Source organism: Streptomyces sp. NPDC022552 (genome assembly GCF_055561875.1).
Genome location: NZ_JBVHGJ010000001.1, coordinates 683,217 through 704,696, shown reverse-complemented (window position 1 = coordinate 704,696; position 21,480 = coordinate 683,217). Strand labels below are relative to the sequence as shown.

Sequence of the window (21,480 nt, the reverse complement as noted above, 5' to 3'; positions counted from 1 at the left end):
TCCAGAAGGTGCGTGCGGGACGTGCGGTGCGGTGCGGGACGTGCTGATCGGCGCGCGGGGAGGCGCGGATCGGGTGACTCTGTGGGCGAGGGCCGAGTCAGTACGTGATGCGCGGGTCGAGCCAGGCGTAGACCAGGTCTGCCAGAAGGTTCACCAGGAGGACGAGGACCACGACCATCAGCACGGCGCCCTGGACTACGGGGAGATCCCGGCTGAAGATGCCGTTGACGATCAAGGTGCCCATGCCGGGGACGGTGAAGACGGTCTCGGTGACGACGGTGGCACTCATCAGCGCCCCGATCTGGAGAGCGATCACGGTCACGACCGGCACGATGGCGTTCCGCAGGGCGTAGACGCCCACGATCCGGCCGCGTGAGAGACCTGATGCCTCGGCTGTGCGGATGTAGTCCTCGTTGAACGCGGCGAGGAGAGCGGCGCGGGTCTGGCGCATGGTGACCGCGGCGACGGTGGAGCCGATCGTGAGAGCCGGGAGGACCATGCGTCGCAGGTTCTCGACGGGGTCCTCGGTGAAGGGAACGTATCCCGAGGGCGGGAGGACCTTGAGCCACAGGGCGAAGACGAGGATGAGCAGTGCGGCGAGGTAGAAGTGAGGGGCGGACAGGGCGAGCAGACCGACGGAGTTCAGCACGGTGTCCGTGCGGCTGCGACGGCGGACGGCGGCGAGGACGCCCGCGGGGATCCCCACGAGGACGGCGAAGACCAACGCGATGACTCCGAGCTCGACCGTGGCGGCGAACCGGTCGGAGATGACCGTGCCCACCTTCTCGTCGGTGAGCCATGAGCTGCCCAGGTCGCCGCGGACCAGATCGCCGAGCCACTGGGTGAACTGCTGCCACAAAGGTGCATCGAGGCCGAGGTCCCCTCGGAGTACCGCTCGGTCCTGCTCGGTGGCCTCCTGGCCGAGGATGGCGAGGGTGGGGTCGCCCGGCATCAGCCGCAGGAGCATGAAGAGCACCAGGGAGACGACGAGGGCGACCGGAATCAGTTGGAAGAGTCTGCGAACGAGGTATCCGGTCATTTCACCGGCTCCGGTATAGGGGGCGAGGGTGCGGGCTCGGCCGTGTCAGGACAGCCGGTGAGGCGGGAGAGGCCACTCAGCCACGCGAGGTGCTGTGCTGGGGCCAGGTCGTAGGCGTACAGGGCCAGGGAGCGGGCTCCGGACGCGTACGCGTCCCGGGCGACATCCGCGAGTTGCTGCTCGCCGGTGGTCCGGCCGACGGCCAGGTTCCAACCGACGGTCACCTGTGCGTCGGTCCGGGCTGCTGAGGCGAGCTCGCGGCGCAGCGCGTCATGATTCCCCGACAGGTCGGTGACGGTGAGGGCGCCCGATGCTGCGGCGAGGGCGCTCGTGTCGGCGGCGGACCTGCCGTCGCAGGCATACGGGTCACTGGTGGTGCGTATGGAGACGGGCAGTCCGTCGGCTGCGGCGACGGCGTCCCGCACGAGGGCCACGGTGGTTCGCGAGCGCACGGCGAGAACGGTGTCGTGCAGGTCGGAGCCCAGGGCGGTGCGTGCGTCGACTTCGAGGTCGCCGGCTTCGCACGGCTCGGCGAGTTGGGCGAGCAGTGCCGCCCGGACGGTTTCGGCCAAGGCGGGCACGTCGATGCCCGCTTCGGTGAAGCGTTCCGCGCAGGCGGAGCAGAAGCACAGTGAGAGCAGCCAGCGGTCCACCGGACGCAGGGCCGCGCCGAGTTTGTCATGGGCGCTCTCGTGCTGCCAGCCCAGGTAGCCGAAGGCTTCGAGTTCGAGGCCGGTGACACCGGGCCGGCGGGCGGTCCGGGCCACAAGATCGGTGGCAAAGGCGCGGACCTCGGGCCGTGCCGGGCACAGTGCGTGCCGGTAGTGGTGGCCGAAGGCATTACGCAGCGCCGATTCGGGATGTCGCATGGCGGGTCCGGACTGGTGGAGCCCGACGAGCCAGGCGGTCACACCGAGGCCGGCCCGTAGCAAGGCGGTCGTGGCGGTGGTCGCGTCGTCACCGAGAGACGGCAGGGCGAGGTCGTTCCCGTTGACGGGGACGGCTTCGTCGCGGAACCACTGCCCGGCCCGGAAGTCGGCCACGGCACACGGGTCGCTGGTCGTCAGCAGCCACCGCCCGCCGTGATAGCTGAACGCCAGGTGGACACCGTCGACGCCATGGGCGGCCAGTCGGTCCGCCTGGACCTGCGGGTGCCGGCGGAAGGAGAGCGGGTGGGCGAACAGCTCGACGTTCACCGGTCGTCGCCGAGCGCGCGGGAGATGGTCTGTTTGGCCTTCTCGATGTGAGCGCGGGTCAACCGTTCGACGAGCGGACCGTCACCCTGCTCCATCGCCTCCAGGATCGCCGCGTGTTCGGCGGCCTCTTCCTCCCAGGTGGCACGCAGCCGCCAGCCGAGGCCGGCCACGAAAGCCGTGAGGTCCTGGAGCTGGTCCAGGAAGCCGCAGAGGAAGCTGTTGCCACAGGCGCTGTAGAGCTCGCGGTGAAAACGCCGGTTGGCGATGCCCAGACCGCGCGTCTCGCCCGAGCCGATCAGCGTGGTCGCGTCCTGGAGTGCCTGGCGGGCGGCCGCGTGGGAGGTCGCACCGAGACGGACCGCGCCCAGGCGTACGGCCTCGGGTTCCGCTGCACAGCGGGCGGCGTACAGCTCTTGCACGAGACGGTTGTCGGGGCGGCGGACACTGACTCCCTGGTAGGCGTTGATCTCCACCAGGCCGGTGGAATGGAGCTGCTTCAGGGCCTCGCGCACCGGGGTCTTGGACACCCCGTACACCTCCGCGAGTTCCCGCTCGACCAGGGGCTTTCCGGGCTGAAGCGCACCTTCGAGGATCGCCTGCCGTAGTGCCTCCCGCACCCGGTCCGTTCGGGAGACGGCCTGGCGCAGCGGCGGTAGTGAGCCGGGAGGCAGGGCTTCGGCGCTGTTCACTGGATAGTCGATCTGCGGCATGGCGGCATGCTGATATACCAGCATGCCAACTCGCAACCCCCGTGCAGATGTTCTTCGAAACGCCCCCTGCCGGAACTCGACGCCGCCCCATGGAACTGACATGACGTCAGAATGTTTACAGGCGGTACAGGGTTGCGTTCATTTTCCACTTCTGTAACTGTCGCTCACGCAAGACCACACCCCCACAACGGACTTCGGAGCGCAGCCACGGGTCGCGCACCGCCCAGGGGCAGCGTTCTGACATGACGTGACGCCCTTGCCCTGTCCTTCCCGGCACACTGCTTCCTGTGCACGGTTCTCGACCGAGGGAGACACGGCCCGCTTCAGTCCGGATGACTTCGGAGACCAGGCACCAATGAAACGCACGCGCACCTTCGCCGCGACCGCAGCACTGCTCGCGTCGTCCGCCCCGCTCGGCATCGTCACCGTGGGAGCCGGTACGGCCCACGCTGCAAACCGCACCTACTTCGTGAGCCCCGAAGGCAGCGACAGCAATCCGGGAACCTCGGCCGGAGCGCCCTTCCGCACCCTCCAGAAGGCCGCCGACAGCGCCGGCCCCGGCGACACCGTCTCAATCATGAACGGCACATACTCGGAGCGCTCCGCAGGATCCAATGTGCTGACCATCAAGCGCTCGGGCCGCCCCGGCGCACCGATCACCTTCACCGCGCACCCCGGCCACCAGCCGGTGATCCACCCGGTGAAGGCATGGAACGGCATCGGCGTCTACGGCGCGTCCTACATCTCCATCAAGAATCTGGAGATCAAGGGCAACAACGCCGCCCTGGACCTGGCTGGGGCCGAACGCGGATCGAAGAAGGGCGACCCGACCTACAACACCAACTGCATCTCGATCGAACGAGACAGAGCCACGGGTGCTGCGTCGCACCACGTCGAGGTGACCGGCAACAAGGTGCACGCGTGCGCGGGCGGCGGCATATCGGCGATCGAATCCGACCACGTGACCATCTCCGCGAACCACGTGTACTCCAACTCCTGGTACACGGTCTATGCCACCAGCGGCATCTCCGTCCTCACTCCGCGCGATGTGGGGAGCTCCGACGCCAGGACGTACAAGATCCGCATCACCGGTAATCGCGTCCACGACAACGAGACCAAGATCAAGTGGGAGAGGTGTCGCTGCTACTCCGACGGCAACGGCATCATCATCGACACGCTCAAGGGCGACGCGGGCCACCCCGCCTACGGAGGACGCGTCCTGGTCGCCGGCAACCTCTCCTACGACAACGGCGGCTCGGGAATTCACTCCTACAAGAGCCAGCACGTCGACATCGTGCACAACACGGCGTACCTGAACGGCCGAAGCACGCGCATGAAGAGCTACGCCAACATCTACGCCCACGACAGCACCGACGTCCGGCTGCTCAACAACATCGCGTACGGCCGACCCGGCCAGGCGACGAACAGCAAGTCCCGCAACGTGGACGTGACCTACGACTACAACGTCTACTTCGGCGGCAAGGCTCCTGAGGTCAAGGGTCCGCACGACATCGTCGCCGACCCGAAGTTCGCCGACGCCGGCACCACGGCGGACGCGGCCTTCCGGCTGCGCGACAGCTCCCCAGCCATCGGTTCGGGCACTCCGTTCACCGCCGTCACCACCGGCATCCGCCGGGCCGGCGGCGCGCCTGACCGTGGCGCCTACGGATTCGGCACCGGTGGCGTGACGCAGGGGGCTTCCGATTCCGACCTCGACGATTCCGGCTCCAACGGTCGGCAGGGTGAGGCCCAGCCCAGGGAAGAGCAGCCTGGCGAGCCCGGCACCGGGGCCTCGCCCGGCACAAGCGGCACCACCGCCTCGCCCAGCGCGGAAGGGCTGAGCGCCGGTACGGGCGACGGCGGTTCCAGCCTTGACGCGGACGGCGAAAGCGGTCCGCTCGCACAGACCGGCGGCTCCGATCCCCTGGTACCCCTCGGCATGGCAGCGGCCGCTCTCGCCCTCGGCGGCGGTCTCGCCCTGGTCGCCCGTCGCAAGCGTTCCTGACAGTCCGGTTCATCCGGACTCCCTGGCGTGGTGTCGGCCCCATCCCCCGTACCAAGGGGCCGGCACCACCGCATGCTCATCCAGCCGCGTGCTCGCGGGCCTCCTCGCGATCCGGCGGCTCAACCCGCGGACAGACGTGTGTCATGGCAGACGAACTACGACGCAGAGACAACGACCTCCCGGGTGAAGAATCACCCGATCCCCCGCGCGTCGCCTGGCGCAAGCAGATGAGGGCAAGCGTCCTCGATGCCGCTCACGACCTGACCTGCGAAGCCGGGTGGGACCAGGTAAGCCTTTCGGCCGTCGCGGCACGCGCTCAGGTCTCCCGCCCCTCCGTCTACAAGGAGTTCGGCAGCAGGGCCGATCTAGGACGCGCACTGGTGGTCCGTGAGACCCGGCAGTTCCTCGCCGGGGTAGCCGACGCGTTCTACCCCGGCCTGCCCGAGTCTCAGGCCTGTCTCGAAGCTGCCATCTTGTACGTGCTCGAAGAAGCCGACAACCAGCCCGTTGTACGGGCTGTCATCGCAGCCGCCCGCCACGGCTCCGACAGCCTGCTCCCCTACTTCACCGCCCGGGCGGACCCGATCTTCGACGCGGGCCGGGGCCTGGTGCAGGAGTGGTTGGGCACGCGGTACCCAGACCAGCACACGGAGGCTCTTGAGATGACAGCAGACGTCATCGTCCGCATGACTATCAGCCATCTCATCCTGCCTACCGCCGAACCACGAATCACCGCCCGGAGGCTTGCTGTAGCCGCAGTGAAACTGCTGCAACGGCAGCATCACATCGACGGCGACATCCGGTGACCCCACAGCAACATGCAACGCACCGTCACCCCTTACGAGACCGCCCGCACCGAGGCCGAACAGCACGGCGTCGCCGACGAACGCATCACCTCCCAAGCGCAGCGCGCCTTCACCCTCGCCTTCACCAACCCCGCTCTCGCCGACCACGAACTCGGCTTCGCCCAAAAACTCCTGACCGGCCTCGACCTACGCCACCACCTTCGCCACGAGGATCGCCCCCCCTCATCCGCGACACCGGCACCCGCCACGGCCTCCCCGGCCGCACCGACATCCCGCGAACCGAGATCGGTGCCACCGGACTACGCGCCTGCGAGGCGACCCTCGAACTCGCCCTGGCTTCCACCACGCTGTGTGCATCAGCAGCTCCGGCTCCACGACCGTCGCCGAGCCCCTGGAGCAGCACGTCGGCGGCTACGCAGACATCGCGGGCTTCACGAGGCATGGGGGCGACCTTTCGGAGGCTGAAGACACAGAGGGGAAGCCGCTCCGAGCCCATGGGCCCAGCAGCCAGACGCTCGACCCGCCCCGGCGCAGGCACCGCCTCGTGCGGACGCGGGCGGACCCGGAACGCAGGGCCCACGTGCCCAGCACAAGCAGTCCCCACGTACACCGAGCAGGCCCCGGCGTCCCACACGTAACACACGGTACATTTGGCTGAGAAGTGAGCATGGCCTGGTCGCGGCTGGTGGCAGCGGCAGATCGCCGCGATCAGACCACACCAGGGAGGAAAGCCGATGAGCCATACGCTGGCCGACGAGATTCGCAGGCGACTGGGAGATCTGAGTCCGGCCGAACGCAAGGTCGCGCGGGTCTTGCTGGCCGGCTATCCGGCGACGGTCTTCGAGACGGTCGCCACGATCGCAGAGCGAGCATCGGTATCCGCTCCCACGGTCCTGCGCTGTGCTTCCCGTCTGGGCTTCAAGGGCTTCCCCGACCTGCAGGCGGCGCTGCGCTCCGAACTCGACGCGCGCACGGCCTCACCCATCACCCTGTACGAGAACTCCGGATCATCGGAGCACAGCGCGTCGGCACGGCCCGAGGGAACATCCGATGCCCGGCTCGGGGCAGCTCTGTCGCTCGTGCGGCAGGCCGTGTCGCAGACGTTCGACGAGGTCGCTCCGCACGAGTTCTACGACGCGGTGAATCTGTTGAGCGATCCCCGCCGCCGCGTACACGTTGCCGGCGGCAGGTTCACTCACCTTCTGGCCCAGTACCTGGGTCTGCATCTCACGCAGTTTCGTGACCAGGTGCATTTCCTGCCCGACAGGGATGTGGAACGGGCTTCCTTCCTCACGCAGCTCGCGCGCCGCGACGTCACCGTGGTGTTCGACTACCGGCGCTACGAACCCGACAAGACCGTCATGGCCGAACTGGCCCGCGAACGTGGTGGGAAAGTCATCGTCTTCACCGACCCGTGGCTGTCGCCGGCCGCGGCCCACGCGGACGTCGTCCTCACCACTCAGGTGACGTCCGACTCTCCGTACGACAGCCTTACGCCTGCCCTGGCTCTCGTGGAGTCCTTGGTCGCCGCGGTCCTGGACCGGATCGGCGACGAGGGACATGAGAGGATGAAGATGTCTGAAAGCGTGGCAAAGCGCACGGGGCTGATCTGACCCGGGGCGCACTCGCGATTGCTCGTAGGGCGTTCTTCCGGTCAGTACCGGCTGGGGGCCGGCGCGTCCGTCCGCCTACGTGGCGGACGGGGGAAGAACCCGCTGGTGCGGGCCCGGTAGGCGGCGTGTCCGGGGCGGTCCGCCATGTGGGCTTCGAGGAGGCGCTTACCACTGCCCCAGATGAGCAGGGCACTCATGACGAGCGGGGAGACGAGCGAAAGAACCGCGGTCTGCCAGGTTGCGGCGGCCGTCAGGTAGAGGCCCCACCAGACGAGGAAGTCGCCGAAGTAGTCGGGGTGACGGGTCCGGCTCCACAGCCCGCGGTCCATGACTCACCCCTGATCTTCCCGTGACCTACCGACTCCTCGGGCGCGAACCCCGTCGCCCTGCCGGGCTGCAGCACTCCCTCAGTGCGGTGGTCCTGCACGTGGGCATCGACCGCACGTGGCCGGTGCCCAGTCACCACACACTCTCCTTCGGCGAAGGCTGGTCGACGACCTTCCGTGAGCTCACGCGTACGGGAACGCTCATGAGCGATCCGTCGTTCCTCATCACCCGCCCGACCGCGACGGACGCCATGCCGGCGCCACCCGGCAAGCACCTCCACCACATCCTCCTCCTTGCCCGAACACGGACATCGCCCCAGTACCGCTCACTGGAGCGAGCTCGGGCCGAGGTACCGCGACTCGCTGTTCGCCGAGCTGGAGCGCAGGGGCCTGCACGGGCTGGATCGGTCCATCGACGAGGAGTGCCTGGTGACCCCGCGCACTGGACGGCTCAGGGGCACAGCGCGCGCACACCTTTCTCGGTGTCCCACACGTCCGCCCAGACCGGCCCGTTCCGACCTCGCAACCTCGTACGTGGCACCGAGAACGTCGTCCTCGCCGGATGCGGGACCACTCCGGGTGTAGGTGTTCCGCCTGTGCTGATCCCGGGGAAGCGGGCTGCCCAGCGGATCGCAGGGCAGCAGGTCCGGCGCGCGGGCAGCCGCCTGCGGGGCAAGCGGACGCCTCCGTTGTCCACCGCCCCTCGCCCCGGAAGGCCCTCACGTTGCCCCCCCCGGGAGCTCGACGCCGCAGGAGTGACCGATCTGTTTCTGCGCGCCGCGTACACCCGATGCCGACGACTCAACGCGCGCCACGGCAGGACGTACTTTCTCGCCACCCGTCCCCTCTCCGTGGAACGGCGGAGCACCGCGCACGCGTTGTACGGCTTCGCCCGGTACGCCGACGACGACATGGACGGACGCTCCTCGCAAGCTCAGCGGTCGACGGCCCTGAACGACCTCGAAGCACAGTGGGCAGGGCGCTCCGCGGGGAAGCGGTCAGTGAACCGGCAGTGGCGGCCGCGGCGTACACCCGCGCCCGCTATGACATTCCGCCAGACAGCTTCAGCGCCTTCCTGGCTTCGATGCGCAGCGATCTTTCGGTGCGCTCGTACGCGACGTACGACGAGCTGAGCACGTACATGTACGGTTCGGCAGCCGTCATCGGGCTGCAGACGGTCCCCGTCCTGGGGACCGTCTGCCCCCAAGAGGGCCGTCGTCGGCAGACGACGCAGGGCATCGGTGGCCCTGTCGGGTCTGGCGAGGGCTCTCACCGCGCGGACGGTGCGGCGCTGGGTACGCAGGGGAATCCCGCCGGCGAACGACACACTGATCGAGGGAGGCTCCCCTGCCGCTCTCCACTCGTCGGGAGACCGTCGCGAGAGGGCGAGAGGTGAAGTCGGTGAGTAGCCACCAGGGACGACGGGGACGACGAGGCGTGCCTCTGCGATGGCGGCGCAACCGCTCGCCTGGAGTTGAGTTCCCGCGCGTGCCGGGAGGTTCTGTGCGGAGAATTCTCCGTCCTGGTGGGTCGCACGGAGTGTATGGGGGTCGAACCCCGCGTGCCGGGCCACGCACGCGCGCATGGAGCGGCACGGACCGCAACGCCCCCTTCGTTCACGGACTCGAGAACCAAGGGGGCGGTGCGAGGGGAGGCAGGTAAGTGCCGGGCGCGCGTGCCGGCCGTCAAGGGCGGTGCCGGAGTGCGCCCGGCCACCACACTGCGGGGCCGATGTCACGCACCAAGGCGGGGACAAGCAGCGACCGGACGACCAGGGTGTCGAGAAGGACGCCGAAGGCGACGATGAACGCGATCTGCACCAGGAAGGCAAGCGGGATGACGCCCAGGGCCGCGAAGGTGGCGGCCAGGACGACACCGGCCGAGGTGATGACACCGCCGGTGGCGATCAAGCCCCGCCGCATTCCCTCCCGCGTACCGTGCTGGACGGTCTCCTCGCGGACGCGGGACATGAGGAAGATGTTGTAGTCAACGCCGAGTGCCACCAGGAAGACGAAGCCGTACAAGGGCACGGCCGAGTCTGTTCCGGTGAATCCGAAGACATGCTCGAACACGAGAGAGGACACCCCGAGGGTGGCGGCGAAGTTGAGCGCGACCGTCGCCACCAGGAGCAGGGGAAGCAGGATCGAGCGCAGCAGGCCGAAGAGAATCACCAGAATGATCGCGAGCACCACGGGAACGATGAGCTTGCGGTCCCGTTCTGCGGTGACCTGAGTGTCGTACTGCTGTGCGGTGTAGCCGCCGACCAGGGCGTCGGCGTCCGGTACGGCATGGAGGGCCGATCGGAGTTCGGCGATGGTGTCCTTCGCCGCGTCGGTGTCCGCGGCATCCACGAGGGTGACGTCGATGCGCACGCGCCCGTCCGCGACGAGCGGCTCGGTCGTTCCGGGAGCCCCGGGGGCTGTGAAGACAGTGGCGGAGTCGACTCCTTCGACCCCCTCCGCAGTCGATCGGATCTTCTCCGCGGCGCCTGCGTCAGCGATGACGACGGCAGGATTACCGGCGCCACCAGGGAAGTGTTCGCCAAGTCGCGCCTGGGCCGCGACGGACGGGGCGTCCTTGACGAAGATCTCGTCGAGCGGCACACCCTTGGAGTCGAGGGTGAAGGAGAAGGCGGCGCAGACCAGGAGGGCGGCGAGGGATCCTCCCCACACCTTGCGGGGTGCCCGGTCGACGAGGGCGGCGATCCTGCGCCAGATCGGGTGCGCGTCGTCGGCGGGTGTCGCCTTGGGACGTGCGGGCCAGTAGACGGCACGGCCGAGCAGAACCAGGACCGCGGGAAGGAACGTCACGGCGCTCAACACGGCGCACACGATGCCGATCGCTCCGACCGGCCCGAGTGCGCGGTTGTTGGTCAGGTCGCTGAAGAGCAGCGCGAGAAGACCGAGTGCGACGGTGGCCGCGCTGGCCGTGATCGGCCCGATGGACTGCCGCAGCGCGGCCCGCATGGCGGGCATGCGGTCCCCGTCCCGAGCTCCGAGCTCCTCTCGGTAGCGGGCGGCCAGCAGCAGTGCGTAGTCGGTGGCGGCCCCGATGACGAGGATGGACAGGATGCCCTGCACCTGGCCGTCCACGCGCACGATGTCATGGTCGGCCAGGAAGTAGACGATGGCGCAGGCCAGTCCGAGAGCGAACACGGCTCCGATGATGATCATCAGCGGGAGCAGGACACTTCGATAGACGAGGAGCAGGATCACCAGGACGGTCACCAGGGCGACCGCCAGCAGAAGACCGTCGATGCCGGCGAAGGCGTCGGTGAGGTCGGCCTGCGTGGCGGCCGGTCCGCCGAGCCATGCCTCCGTGCTCGGAACGGCGGACGCCGTGGCATCGATCTTCTCGATCGTCGCCGGAAGTTCGTCGCCCAGGTCGGGCCGGAGTTGGACGATCCCCCGCAGGGCTTCGCCGTCTGTGGACGGCAGCGCCGGAGAAGGCGCGCCGATCACCCCGGGCGCGCCCTTCAGTGATGCGAGGGCTTGCGTCGCCGCCGCCTGCACCGCGGGGTCCAGTCGCCCGCCTCCCGGGGCTGTCCAGACGATCAGGGCGGCCAGGGTCTCTTCCTGACGGAAGGCTTCCTGCTCCAGCAGGACCTGGGTGGATTCGGCGCTGCGAGGAAGGAAGGCCGCTTGATCGTTTGTGGCGACCTCTCCGAGTTTGCCCGCGTAGGGGCCCAGCCCTCCTCCGATGGCGAGCCAGACGACAAGCATGAGGAGCGGCAGCAGTCGGCCGGCCCACCGCAGGGGTGTGGACATGAAAACTCCCGGAAGGATCTCTTGATAACAAACAATCTCAACGATTGAGATAAATTGAACCATGACCCGCAACTGCAACTGCCGACGAGTGACGGAAGCTTCTGGATCGGTAGGGGTTCCGTGCGGGGCCGTTCGGTGGATGCACCCGATTCACGAAAAGATGGTTCACGCCGTCCCGGGAGTCAGCGCCTCGGGACCCGAAGGTCGGCCAGTTCGGCGTTCAGAGCTCCGAGGTACCGCAACACCACCGCGAGTTCGTCGTCGGTGAACCGCCCGCGTGCCCGTTCGGTCGCCTGCGCGAGCGGCATGAAGTACGAGCGCGCCGCCGCCCGGGCTCCGTCCGCGTAGTGGATGCGGACGACCCGGCGGTCGGTGTCGTCCCTGCTGCGGTAGATGTGGCCGGCCTTCTCGAGTCGGTCGAGGCAGGCGGTCACCGCACCCGAGGTGAGGCCGAGACGGTCTCGCAACAGACCAGGCGTAGGCGGATCCGGGTGGTCGAGTACGAGCGAGAGCGCCTGCACATCGGTGGGGTGCAATCCCTGCGCGGCGGCGAAGCCGTGGACGAGACGGCTGATCTCCGAGACGGTCCGGCGCAGCGCGACGGCGAAGCTCTGCAGGTCGACCGCTCTGATGTCGCTCGCCTCGGTGCCGCCTTGCTGCCCATGGGTCACACCACCAGCGTATAGAAGCCACACCCCGGCGACGCTCTCCTGATCGAGGGGCGTGCGGCACGTCGTCGGGAGACGGACCTCCTGACGTCGCGGTCCGCACGAACCAGCGGCGACGGGGCAGTCACCTCGAGCGGATGACCCCATGGGCGACGGCGGTACGTGGGAGTCAGTCCAGCGAGCCGTTGATGGTGGCCTTGGGTATGGCGATCCCGGGAACGTTGTACTTCTTCAGGATCTTCTCGTAGGAGCCGTCGTCCATCAGGGACTGGAGGGCCGCCTGGATGGCCTCCTTGAGTCCCGGGCTGTTCTTGGACACTCCGATTCCCATGGGCGACGCGCTGTACTCACCGACCGCGGCTCGTCCGGTGACGGTGGAGAATGCGGCCCCGTCGTCGGCCTTGGCGGCGACGTATCCGGCGGTGACCTCGTCGAGGTAGTCGGCCACGACCTTGCCGCTGCGCAGAGCGAGCTGCGCTTCCGAGTCCTTGGAGAACGAGAGGATCTTGATCGGGGGAAGGTTCTTGGACTTGCACAGGTCCTGCCGCTGTTCGAGCAGCTTCTGGTGATTCGTGCCCGTCTGGACCCCCACTGCCTTCCCGCAGACATCGGTGACGACGGTGATTCCCTCGGGGTTCCCCTTCCTGACCAGCCATCCGGGACCGGCGTTGAGGTAGTCCACGAAATCGACCGACCGCTGCCTGGCCTTCTTGTCGGTCATGGCGGACATCACGGCGTCGAACTTGTCGGCCTCGACGGCGGGCAGGATGCCGTCGAACTTCTGCGCCTGGAAGTCGAACCTGACGCCAAGTCGGGCTCCGAGAGCCTGGCCGAGGTCGAAGTCGATTCCGGTGATCTGCTTGCTGTCCTCGCTCTCGTACATCTCGAAGGGAGGGTAGGGGACATCGGTCGCGACCCGGACGACTCCGGAGGAGCGGATGTCCGCGGGCAGTTCCGCGTGGAGAGTGGGGTCGGGCGTGACGGTGAGTCCGGGGATCACCGTGACGGGGCCGGCCTTGGCGGGAGATTCGTCTCGTGGGGCTCCGCCGTCGGTGCACGCGCTGAGCGTCACAGTGGCCAGGACAAGGGCGAGGGCGAGGGGTGATCGGCGTGCTGACATGTGGATTCTCCTGGTGAGCGGGGCAGTGGGCAGGTACGGGTTCACGCGCCGCCTGCGTCAGACCAGGTTGATCCGGCGGGCGACGTCTTCGCTGTGCTTCATGTGCTCGTGAGCGTCGGTGCCGAGGGTGCCGACGAGTCCGGCGACGATCGCCTCGATGACAGCAAGCGTGGGAACGAGGCTGTCGTAGGGAGAGGGGCTGTCGACCTGGCTGGAGAGGACGACCTCGGCGTGGGTGGTGGCCGGCGACAGCCACGTATCGGTGAAGACGATGACCTTGCCGCCGCTCTCCTGCGTCAGCCGGGCGACAGCCAGGTTGGTCTCCTCGTAGCGCCGGTAGTCGAAGACGACGACGACATCTCTTCGGCTCAGGGCGGCGAGGGCGGCCGTTCGCTCGACGTCGCGGTCGGGCAGGAAACGGACGTCTCGGCGGAGCTGCATGAGGTGCAGGCCCAGGTACTGGGCCAGCAGGTGGGTGAAGCGGCCGCCGAGCAGGGTGATACGGCGCTTCCTGTCGGACAGGAGCGCGACGGCGCTCTGCAGGTCGTGGGGTGGTACCTCGGCGAGGGTCTTGACGAGAGCAGCGCTCAGGAGCTCGCTGGTACGGCTGATCAATCCGTCGGTGGAGTCCGTGGAAGAGGGCTCTCCCGCGGTCTCGCGAGCGAGATGGGCGAGGCGTTACGTGCGTCGAGCTCGCGGCGGAGGGCGCCCTGGAAGTCGGGGAAGCCGGTGAAGCCGAGGCGGCCGACGAATCGGAGGACGGTGGGCGCACTGACGCCCGCTCTTTCGGCGATCGCGGAGACGGTCTCGAAGCCGGCGGAGGGGTAGGCGGCAAGGAGCACTCGGGCCACTCGGCGTTCCGCCGGGCTGAGAGTGCCGAGTTTCAGCCGGATGTCGTCGGCGAGCGGGCGTTGGGCCATGCGGAATGTCGTCCGTTTCATGCGGGGTGACGTCTGGGCGTTCAAAGCCCGGGGGTCGTGTGCGCCGGCGCGCCGGGCCGCGCGGCGGGGAGTGCTCCGTGGGATCGGCACGGCCGTTCCCACGGAGCGCGGCTACTCGGGCGCGATGTCGATGCGCAGGCCGATCAGGGTCTGCGGGCTGTCGGCGGTGTCGGACCAGGCCGTGAAGCCACGCGGCTCGGTGAAGGTGACGGTGAAGCCGGGCTGGGTCTCGTACGTCGTCGCCGTGGCCCGGGTCTGGAGGCGGGCGGCGAGTTCGCGGGCGGTGGTCCGGAACGCGTAGGGCCTGCCTTCGGGGTTGGCGGCCGAGTAGAAGACGTCGCTGTTGACCGGAACGGGGGTGGTGTCGCCGGGGATCACGGGCTTCTTGCCGGGCGCGGGCAGGGGGGTCCCGGTGCGGGCGGTGTAACGGTCTCCGTGGGTGAGGTAGGTGTAGCGGGCGTTGCTGAGAGACCAGCCGGCCGTGGTGGTGCGGGCGTGCGCGCGGCGAAGGTCCAGGACGGCGACGCCGTTGGGGCCGAGGACGGACAGGCGTTCGTCGGTGCTGCCGGGGTTGTCGACGACGAGGGCGGTGTTCTCCTCAAGGGCGTAGACCCGGTCGTGGCGGGTGTCACTGGCCAGTCGCAGGGCGCGTCCCTCACGGCCGTAGGCGCCTGTGTGGGTGTCGACGAGCCCGGAGCGCAGGAAGCCGAAGCCGCCCCGGGGTATGTACCCGAGCCGGGTCGCGTCGTCGAAGTAGCCGGGGCTGCTGCCGTCGCGGAGAGCCTCGTAGGACTCGCCGCCGCTGACCATGTCGGGTCCGGAGGCGATCTGTGCGCCTGCGGAGGATCCGGCGACGACGGCTCCTCCGGCGAGCTTGGCGCGGATGGCGGCGAGGACCTTGGAATCGGTGTGCCTGTCACCGTTCAGAAGGGTGGTGACGTAGCGGTACTGGTCGCCGCCTCCGAAGAAGAAGCCGGTCATGGCGTTGACCTGGGCGACGACGGTGTCGGAGTCGGCGTTCGCGAGGTGGTCGAGGTCGATGGGGACCCACTGGGCGTCGGCGGCTCCGTGCTTCTTGAAGAGATTCGCGTAGTAGCCGCCGTTGCAGGCGGAGTTGCTGCACCGGTCCGGGTCAGCGGCATCGGGGTCCTGGCTCTCAGGCACGGAGGCGGCCGTGATGACGCCGATGCGGGCCTTCGGGCCGCCGGCGCGCTTGATGATCTCGCCGTAGACCTGGCTGTTGTCGTCCTTGAGCCCACCGCCCACCAGGACGAGCGAGCCGGCGTGACGGAGGCCGAAGGACGTGGCCTGCGCCGCGGGAGTGGCGGTGAGGAGACCGAGAGCGAGTGCGGTGCTGCCGGCGAGAATGACGCGACGGGCGGGTCGGGTACGTGCGCGCATGATGCCTCCGTGGGCGGTGTGAGTGGGGTGGGATCAGGGCCTCGCGGCGGTCGGCCGGGAGGCCCTGATCGGTGCCCCGGCAGGGCGACGGGGAAGTCTGCCGGGGCCGTCGGCGAGGCGGAGGACAGTGCTCGGCCCGGCGTGTCGTACGGGTCAGGAGTCGTTGCCGGCGCTGCCGAGCGAGGCGATCAGAGAGGCCAGCATCGCGACGCGGTGCGGGACGCTGGAGGTGTCGAGCCATTCACCGGGGGTGTGGTCGGCCCCTCCCACAGGGCCGAGGCCGTCGAGGGTGGGCACGCCCGTACCGGCGATGAGGTTGGCGTCGCCGACTCCTCCGGTGGCGGCCGCTCCCAGCTGCACACCGTAGGTGGAGGCGGCCTTGCGTGCCGCTTCGAAGACCCGTCGTGAGGCGGGGGTGTCCTCCATCGGGGGGCACAGGTCGATCTGCTCGACGGTGACGGCGGTGCCGGGTACGGCGGGGCAGGCAGCGGCCTGATGGATGGCTCGGGTGACACGCTTCATGTCGGCCGTGGTGGCGGCGCGGACTTCGATGTGCAGTTCGGCTTCGGCGCACACGATGTTGGGGCGGGTGCCCGCGCGGACGACTCCGACGTTGATGGTGACGTCGTCCCAGTGTCCGTTGAGTCCTTGCAGTTCCACGGTGAGATGGGCGGCGGCGAGGGCCGCGTTGGCACCACGTTCCGGCTCGATGCCGGCGTGCGCGGCGCGGCCGGTGACCGTCAGCCGGAAGTCGGCGACACCCTTGCGGGCGACGACGAGGTCGCCGTTCTCCCGGGCGCACTCGAGGCCGAGGCCGTAATGCATGCCCCGCGCGGTCCGCTCGATGAGCGGCCTGCTGACCTGGGAGCCGATCTCCTCGTCGGGGGTGGCGAGGAACACGAGCTCGCCGAAGTCCTCGACGGAGGCCTCCTGGAGGATTTCCAGGGCGGCAAGGCCTGCCAGAAGTCCCCCCTTGTCATCGCTGACTCCGGGACCGTAGGCGATGGCTCCGTTCATGTGGAACGGACGGTCGTCCGCGGTGCCGTCGTCGAAGACGGTGTCCATGTGAGCGGCGAGGAGGATCCTGCGGCCGTCCGCGGCGGGGCCCAGCCGGCCGCGCTTGCGCCCGATGACGGCGTCGCCGGCCTGGTAGCGGTGGTCGGCCGGGAAACGGACCCGCTCGACGTCGAACCCGGTACGGAGGAGGCGCTGCTGCACCCAGTCGGCGACCTTGTTGACGCCGTTCGGGCTGTAGGAGCCGGAGTCGATCGAGACGAGGTCGCGAAGATCCGTCAGGTACTGGGTGTGGCGAGCGCGCGCCAGGGTCAGCAGTTCCGCGCTGAGCGGCGGACGTGTGGGCGCGTTCACAGGACCTTGGACAGGAAGGCGCGGGTGCGCTCCTGCTCCGGGTCGACGAGTACCTGTCGCGGATCGCCCGCTTCGACGACGACGCCTTGGTCCATGAAGACGGCGGTGTCGCCGACCTCGCGGGCGAAGCCGATCTCGTGGGTGACGACGACCATGGTCATGCCGTCGGCGGCGAGGCGGCGCATGACGTCCAGGACGTCGCCGACGAGTTCGGGGTCGAGGGCGGAGGTGGGCTCGTCGAACAGCATGAGTTTGGGCTTCATCGCCAGGGCGCGTGCGATGGCCACGCGCTGCTGCTGGCCACCGGACAGTTGGGCCGGGTAGTGCCCGGCGCGGTCGCCGAGGCCGACCTGGTCCAGCAGGTGGCGTGCCTGTTCCCGGGCTTCCGCCCTCGGCACCCCGCCGACCTTGACCGGTGCCTCGATGACGTTGTCGAGCGCGGTCATGTGGGGGAAAAGATTGAAGCGCTGGAAGACCATGCCGATGTCGCGGCGGCGCTCCGCGACCTCCCGTTCGCGCAGCTCGTGCAGCTTGTTGCCGTGCTGCCGGTAGCCGACGAGCTCGCCGTCGACGGTGAGCTTGCCGCCGTCGACCTTCTCCAGGTGGTTGATGCACCGCAGGAAGGTCGACTTCCCGGAGCCTGAGGGTCCCAGGAGGCAGCACACCTGGCCGCGCTCGACCGTGAGGTCGATCCCCTGGAGGACCTCGAGCTTTCCGAAGTGCTTGCGCACGCCCTCGGCGCGCACCATGGGGGCGTTCATCGGCCCGTCTCCTTGTTCTTCCTGCCGATCAGCCCCGTGGCTCCTCCCAGCATCCGCTGCAGCGGGGAGACGTGGCCGGCCTGAGCGGTGCCGCGTCCGTACCGGCGTTCCAGCCATGCCTGGGGAATGCTGAGCAAGGTCACGAGCGCGAGGTACCAGAGGCTGGCGACGACCAGCATGGGAATGACCTGGTAGTTCTGCGCGTACACGTCCTGGATGTTCGACATGAGGTCGTGGGCGGAGATGACCGAGACGAGGGCGGTCATCTTGAGCATGTTGATGGTCTCGTTGCCCATCGGCGGGATGATGACGCGCATGGCCTGGGGCAGGACGATCCGTCGCATGGTGAGCGCGGGCCGCATTCCCAGGGAGTGCGCGGCTTCGGCCTGTCCGTGGTCGACGGACTGGATGCCCGCACGCACGATCTCGGAGGCGTAGGCGGCCTCGTTCAGGCCGAGCGCGAGCAGGGCCGCGACGGCGGGGGTGAGGAGGGAGTTCGTCTCGGCCTGGAAGAAGGTGATGTCGGTGAAGGGGACACCGATCTTCACGTACTTGTACAGGGCGGCGGCGTAGCCCCAGAAGATGATCTGGACGAGGAGCGGGGTGCCGCGGAACACCCAGACGAAGGCGTTCGCCAGTCCGTAGAGCACGGGACTCGTGGACAGCCGCATCACCGCGATGAGGGTGCCGAGGCCGAGGCCGAGGGCCATGGCGGCGGCGGTGAGCCAGAGGGTCGTGGCGAGGCCGTCGAAGATCAGGTCGGCGAAGAGGTACTTGGCGACGACATCCCAGTGCAGGTTGTCGTTCTTCGCCAGGGAGCCGACGAGTCCCACGAGGGCCAGGATCGAGGCCGTCGCGGCGATCCAGCGTCCGTAGTTGCGGAGGGGGACCACTTCGAGGTCCTGTGCGGCCGGCTCGGGAGTGGAGGTGGTCCTGGGGGAGGCCGTGGTGTCGATCATCTCTAGTCGACCGCCGCGTTCTTGGTGGCTTCCTCGACCGCTATCGAGGCGACACCGTACTTGGTGTAGATCTTGGTGACGGTGCCGTCGTCGATGAGGGCCTGGAGGGCCTTCTGGATCGCTTCGGTCAGTTCGGGCTGCTGCTTGCTGACGGCGATGCCGTTGGGTGAGGCGTTGTAGCCGCCGGGCGCGGCCGGGTCCTCGACCAGGTCGAAGGCCTTGCCCTCGTCGGCCGTCTTGGCGACCCAGCCGGCGGCCGGCTTCGTCAGGACCTGGGCCACGACTTTGCCGGAGCGCAGGGCGAGCTGGGCGTCGGAGTCCTTGGGGAAGGTCTGGATCTCCATGGCGCCCTTGCCTGCCCCGGCGCACTTGGCCTGGTGGGTCTTGAGGAGGTCGAGCTGGTTGGTCGCGGTCTGGACGGCCACCTTCTTGCCGCACAGATCGTCCAGGGTGGCGATCTTGGCGGGATTGTCGTTGCCGACGAGGATGCCGGATCCCGACTGGGAGTAGTCGACGAAGTCGACGACCTGCTGGCGCTCCTTGTTGTCGGTGATGGCCGACATGGCGACGTCGAACTTGCCGGCCTGGATCGCGGGGACGATGCCGTCGAACTTCTGCGGCGTGAAGGCGAACGCCACGCCGAGCTTTCCACCGAGAGCCTGGCCCAGGTCGTAGTCGAGCCCGGTCAGGGCGGTCTCGCCCTCCTTCACGAACATCTCGAAGGGCGGGTACGGCACGTCGGTGGCGACGCGGACCTTCCCCGCCTTCTTGATGTTGTCCGGCAGCATCGCGTGGAGAGCGGGGTCCCTCTTGATCTGGACGCCGTTGACGGTGACCGTTCCGTCTGCGGCGGAGGAGGGATCGGCGTCTCCGCACGCGGCGAGCGTCGCCAGGGCTGTGGCCGTGACAGCGGCTGCCGCAAGGCAGCGGGTAACACGAGCGTTCATCGGGGTCGAACCTCTCGGGGATTCCAGCCGACGGATTCAAGCCGCCGGTCACAGCACGGAAGTTACAGATCAAAGGCCATCTTGGCTAGATGTATCGCGCGTTACTTTGATGTAACGCGATCGACTCCACGCGCGACGAGGCCATTTCAGCAGCTCGAGCCGCACTCCCGGCCGCTGCAAACCGACGAAGAGGGAGATCTGGCCGTACATCTTCCGCCAGGTAAGAACTATCTGTAAGTTCCGCTACCAACCCGGATGCCAGGAAGGCACTCTGCCGATACGTCACTTCGGCAGTCGGCGACCCCCGCACCGACACCATCCCTCTGCCCCCATGGAGCGCATCATGGCGTCACCCGCCACCCGCAGATCCGCCCCGGCCCTGGCCGTCACCCTGCTGACCTTGGCGATGTCCCTCACCACGCAGCAACCCGCTCACGCAGCCGCCGATCGCGTCCGGCTCGGTTCGGCCGCGGACGTCAGCCGCACCTCGTGGAACGGCCCCGCCTTCACGATGAACGGCGCCGGTGCCGTCGTGCCCGCCTCCATGAACAGGGCCATCGAGGAGATCCGCGGCGGAACCGGAAGCATCGACGTCGTCGTCCTCGCCGGATCGGCGCCGACCTCGGGCAGCCGGACACCTGAATGCGACACCGTCATGAGCCTGGCAGGCGTCAACTCCTGTACGACCTGGACGCTCACCGCAGCCGCCGACGGCAACAACAGCCAGGTGAACACCGACGTGCGGAACGCTGAGTTCGTGTACTTCGCCGGCGGCGACCAGTGCCGGTACGCCGCCTGGAAGGGAACCGCGCTCGAAGCCTCCGTGGAGTCCGTGGTGGCCAAGGGTGGCGGATCGGGCGGAGGCAGCGCGGGCCATCACATCAACAGCCCCCTCGTGTACGACGCCTGCAACGGCAGCGTCACCACCAGCGAGGCACTGGCCAATCCCTACGACCGATACATCAGCTTCACCACCGGCATGTTCCAGTGGGCCAACTACGGCGGGGTCATCAACGACTCCCACTTCGTGACGCGCGACCGCATGGGCCGCAGCATGGCGTTCGTCGCCCGGGCGGTGAAGGACGGACTCACCACGGGTGGCGCCGCCTGGGCCGTCGGCGTAGAGGAGGGCGGCGGCTCGCTGTTCATCGACCGCAACGGCATGGCGACCGAGTACGGCAAGGACGCCTACGTCGTCCTTGCCGACCATCAGCCCGAGCAGGCCGCGGACCGTAAGCCGCTGACGTACTCGAACTTCAAGATCTGGCGCCTCACTCCGGGTGCGACGTTCGACTTCAAGAACCGCCCCACGTGCGGCTACTACCTGCGCAGCGTCACCAACGGCGTCCCCGACCCCAACCTCTACAACGGCACCCCCGTGACCAACTGCGGCTCCCCGTCCGGCGGCAGTCTGACGGAGACCGAACCGAACGACACCCGCGACACCGCGAACGATGCCACCGGCCTCTCCTCCCCCACCGCTCTGAGCGGCACCATGAAGTCGACCAGCGACCGTGACTACTTCAAGGTCACCCTCGCGTCAGGGCAGAACGCGTCCGTGCAGTGCGCCGTCCCGGGTGCCTACGATGCCGATCTCTACTGGCTCGACTCCTCCGGCAGCACCCTCGAGCGCTCCGTCAACAACGGTGCCGGCACGGACGAAGCCCTCACCTTCACGAGGACCGCATCCGGTTCGGGCACGTACTACGTGGACGTCGAGGCCTACAGCGGCTCCGGTTCCTCTACCTACACCTGCACCCTGACCAAGAGCTGACAAGCACCCATCCCGACCAGGACGTACAGCATGTCGTGCTGTCCGGCTGCGGAGCCCGGCCATGGCGCCACAGCCGGAC

General features: G+C 68.5%; 17 protein-coding genes and 3 pseudogenes. 6 read left to right on the top strand and 14 right to left on the bottom strand.

From position 1 onward, the window contains the following. Window positions 1-97: 97 nt before the first annotated feature. From ACZ3OF_RS03295 to ACZ3OF_RS03285, 3 genes are read right to left on the bottom strand one after another with little or no spacing between them, the layout of a single operon-like run. Window positions 98-1,039, bottom strand: a complete 942-nt coding sequence (locus ACZ3OF_RS03295) for an ABC transporter permease (protein WP_467302402.1) — start codon at window positions 1,037-1,039, stop codon at window positions 98-100. Continuing rightward, complete coding sequence (locus tag ACZ3OF_RS03290; protein ID WP_467302400.1) at window positions 1,036-2,235, bottom strand: hypothetical protein; 1,200 nt, start codon at window positions 2,233-2,235, stop codon at window positions 1,036-1,038. The genes ACZ3OF_RS03295 and ACZ3OF_RS03290 overlap by 4 nt, the downstream gene beginning before the upstream one ends. Then, window positions 2,232-2,945, bottom strand: coding sequence for a GntR family transcriptional regulator (locus ACZ3OF_RS03285; RefSeq protein ID WP_467302398.1), 714 nt, complete (start codon window positions 2,943-2,945; stop codon window positions 2,232-2,234). The genes ACZ3OF_RS03290 and ACZ3OF_RS03285 overlap by 4 nt, the downstream gene beginning before the upstream one ends. Before the next feature lie 355 nt (window positions 2,946-3,300). On the opposite strand from ACZ3OF_RS03285, the gene ACZ3OF_RS03280 reads away from it, so the two are divergent. From ACZ3OF_RS03280 to ACZ3OF_RS03270, 3 genes are all read left to right on the top strand, one after another. Continuing rightward, on the top strand, window positions 3,301-4,950 hold the full coding sequence (locus ACZ3OF_RS03280) for a right-handed parallel beta-helix repeat-containing protein (protein ID WP_467302396.1): 1,650 nt from the start codon (window positions 3,301-3,303) through the stop codon (window positions 4,948-4,950). Between the two features lie 143 nt (window positions 4,951-5,093). Then, entirely contained in the window at window positions 5,094-5,756 is a 663-nt protein-coding gene (locus tag ACZ3OF_RS03275) for a TetR/AcrR family transcriptional regulator (protein ID WP_467302394.1), read from the top strand. A 734-nt stretch (window positions 5,757-6,490) separates the two neighbouring features. Continuing rightward, a complete protein-coding gene (locus ACZ3OF_RS03270; RefSeq protein ID WP_467302392.1) occupies window positions 6,491-7,369 on the top strand; it encodes a MurR/RpiR family transcriptional regulator in 879 nt (292 codons plus the stop codon). Window positions 7,370-7,410: 41 nt separating this feature from the next. On the opposite strand, the pseudogene ACZ3OF_RS03265 reads toward ACZ3OF_RS03270, so the two are convergent. Next, window positions 7,411-7,701: pseudogene (locus ACZ3OF_RS03265) on the bottom strand (DUF1295 domain-containing protein); the annotation flags it as partial. Between ACZ3OF_RS03265 and ACZ3OF_RS03260 the strand changes: the two are divergent. Continuing rightward, window positions 7,701-8,348, top strand: a pseudogene (locus tag ACZ3OF_RS03260) (phytoene desaturase family protein); the annotation flags it as partial. The pseudogenes ACZ3OF_RS03265 and ACZ3OF_RS03260 overlap by 1 nt on opposite strands. Window positions 8,349-8,450: 102 nt before the next feature. Next, window positions 8,451-9,091, top strand: a pseudogene (locus tag ACZ3OF_RS03255) (phytoene/squalene synthase family protein). Window positions 9,092-9,380: 289 nt separating this feature from the next. Here ACZ3OF_RS03255 and ACZ3OF_RS03250 read toward each other — a convergent pair. The 10 genes from ACZ3OF_RS03250 to ACZ3OF_RS03205 form a co-directional block, all read right to left on the bottom strand. After that, window positions 9,381-11,462, bottom strand: a complete 2,082-nt coding sequence (locus tag ACZ3OF_RS03250) for an MMPL family transporter (RefSeq protein WP_467302390.1) — start codon at window positions 11,460-11,462, stop codon at window positions 9,381-9,383. A 182-nt stretch (window positions 11,463-11,644) separates the two neighbouring features. After that, window positions 11,645-12,133 carry a MarR family winged helix-turn-helix transcriptional regulator gene (locus ACZ3OF_RS03245; RefSeq protein WP_467302389.1) on the bottom strand — a complete coding sequence of 163 codons (489 nt, stop codon included), beginning with the start codon at window positions 12,131-12,133 and terminating at the stop codon, window positions 11,645-11,647. Window positions 12,134-12,299: 166 nt separating this feature from the next. Continuing rightward, window positions 12,300-13,250, bottom strand: coding sequence for an ABC transporter substrate-binding protein (locus ACZ3OF_RS03240; RefSeq protein WP_371637164.1), 951 nt, complete (start codon window positions 13,248-13,250; stop codon window positions 12,300-12,302). 57 nt (window positions 13,251-13,307) lie between these two features. Further along, window positions 13,308-13,865 (bottom strand): MurR/RpiR family transcriptional regulator, encoded by a 558-nt coding sequence (locus tag ACZ3OF_RS03235; RefSeq protein WP_467302385.1) that lies wholly within the window; start codon window positions 13,863-13,865, stop codon window positions 13,308-13,310. Continuing rightward, window positions 13,862-14,170: a MurR/RpiR family transcriptional regulator gene (locus ACZ3OF_RS03230; protein ID WP_467302383.1), complete on the bottom strand. Its 309-nt coding sequence runs from the start codon at window positions 14,168-14,170 to the stop codon at window positions 13,862-13,864. Before ACZ3OF_RS03230 ends, ACZ3OF_RS03235 begins: the two co-directional genes overlap by 4 nt. A gap of 132 nt (window positions 14,171-14,302) precedes the next feature. Continuing rightward, on the bottom strand, window positions 14,303-15,592 hold the full coding sequence (locus ACZ3OF_RS03225) for a cyanophycinase (protein ID WP_467302381.1): 1,290 nt from the start codon (window positions 15,590-15,592) through the stop codon (window positions 14,303-14,305). A 153-nt stretch (window positions 15,593-15,745) separates the two neighbouring features. Continuing rightward, complete coding sequence (locus ACZ3OF_RS03220) at window positions 15,746-16,960, bottom strand: M20 family metallopeptidase (RefSeq protein ID WP_467302380.1); 1,215 nt, start codon at window positions 16,958-16,960, stop codon at window positions 15,746-15,748. Then, window positions 16,957-17,709, bottom strand: a complete 753-nt coding sequence (locus tag ACZ3OF_RS03215; RefSeq protein WP_467302833.1) for an amino acid ABC transporter ATP-binding protein — start codon at window positions 17,707-17,709, stop codon at window positions 16,957-16,959. Before ACZ3OF_RS03215 ends, ACZ3OF_RS03220 begins: the two co-directional genes overlap by 4 nt. Before the next feature lie 8 nt (window positions 17,710-17,717). Further along, window positions 17,718-18,680, bottom strand: a complete 963-nt coding sequence (locus ACZ3OF_RS03210) for an amino acid ABC transporter permease (RefSeq protein WP_467302378.1) — start codon at window positions 18,678-18,680, stop codon at window positions 17,718-17,720. Between the two features lie 2 nt (window positions 18,681-18,682). Beyond that, window positions 18,683-19,627 carry an ABC transporter substrate-binding protein gene (locus tag ACZ3OF_RS03205; protein WP_467302376.1) on the bottom strand — a complete coding sequence of 315 codons (945 nt, stop codon included), beginning with the start codon at window positions 19,625-19,627 and terminating at the stop codon, window positions 18,683-18,685. 343 nt (window positions 19,628-19,970) lie between these two features. Here ACZ3OF_RS03205 and ACZ3OF_RS03200 point away from each other — a divergent pair, with 343 nt between their 5' ends. Then, window positions 19,971-21,401, top strand: coding sequence for a pre-peptidase C-terminal domain-containing protein (locus tag ACZ3OF_RS03200; RefSeq protein WP_234439592.1), 1,431 nt, complete (start codon window positions 19,971-19,973; stop codon window positions 21,399-21,401). Window positions 21,402-21,480: the final 79 nt, after the last annotated feature.

Bases quoted from the DNA above. Each gene is read 5' to 3' on its own strand.
- ACZ3OF_RS03210 (WP_467302378.1), bottom strand. From the start codon at position 18,680: ATGATCGACACCACGGCCTCCCCCAGGACCACCTCCACTCCCGAGCCG.
- ACZ3OF_RS03240 (WP_371637164.1), bottom strand. From the start codon at position 13,250: ATGTCAGCACGCCGATCACCCCTCGCCCTCGCCCTTGTCCTGGCCACT.
- ACZ3OF_RS03295 (WP_467302402.1), bottom strand. From the start codon at position 1,039: ATGACCGGATACCTCGTTCGCAGACTCTTCCAACTGATTCCGGTCGCC.
- ACZ3OF_RS03215 (WP_467302833.1), bottom strand. From the start codon at position 17,709: ATGGTGCGCGCCGAGGGCGTGCGCAAGCACTTCGGAAAGCTCGAGGTC.
- ACZ3OF_RS03230 (WP_467302383.1), bottom strand. From the start codon at position 14,170: ATGGCCCAACGCCCGCTCGCCGACGACATCCGGCTGAAACTCGGCACT.
- ACZ3OF_RS03225 (WP_467302381.1), bottom strand. From the start codon at position 15,592: ATGCGCGCACGTACCCGACCCGCCCGTCGCGTCATTCTCGCCGGCAGC.
- ACZ3OF_RS03280 (WP_467302396.1), top strand. From the start codon at position 3,301: ATGAAACGCACGCGCACCTTCGCCGCGACCGCAGCACTGCTCGCGTCG.
- ACZ3OF_RS03205 (WP_467302376.1), bottom strand. From the start codon at position 19,627: ATGAACGCTCGTGTTACCCGCTGCCTTGCGGCAGCCGCTGTCACGGCC.
- ACZ3OF_RS03250 (WP_467302390.1), bottom strand. From the start codon at position 11,462: ATGTCCACACCCCTGCGGTGGGCCGGCCGACTGCTGCCGCTCCTCATG.
- ACZ3OF_RS03275 (WP_467302394.1), top strand. From the start codon at position 5,094: ATGGCAGACGAACTACGACGCAGAGACAACGACCTCCCGGGTGAAGAA.
- ACZ3OF_RS03270 (WP_467302392.1), top strand. From the start codon at position 6,491: ATGAGCCATACGCTGGCCGACGAGATTCGCAGGCGACTGGGAGATCTG.
- ACZ3OF_RS03285 (WP_467302398.1), bottom strand. From the start codon at position 2,945: ATGCCGCAGATCGACTATCCAGTGAACAGCGCCGAAGCCCTGCCTCCC.
- ACZ3OF_RS03200 (WP_234439592.1), top strand. From the start codon at position 19,971: ATGGCGTCACCCGCCACCCGCAGATCCGCCCCGGCCCTGGCCGTCACC.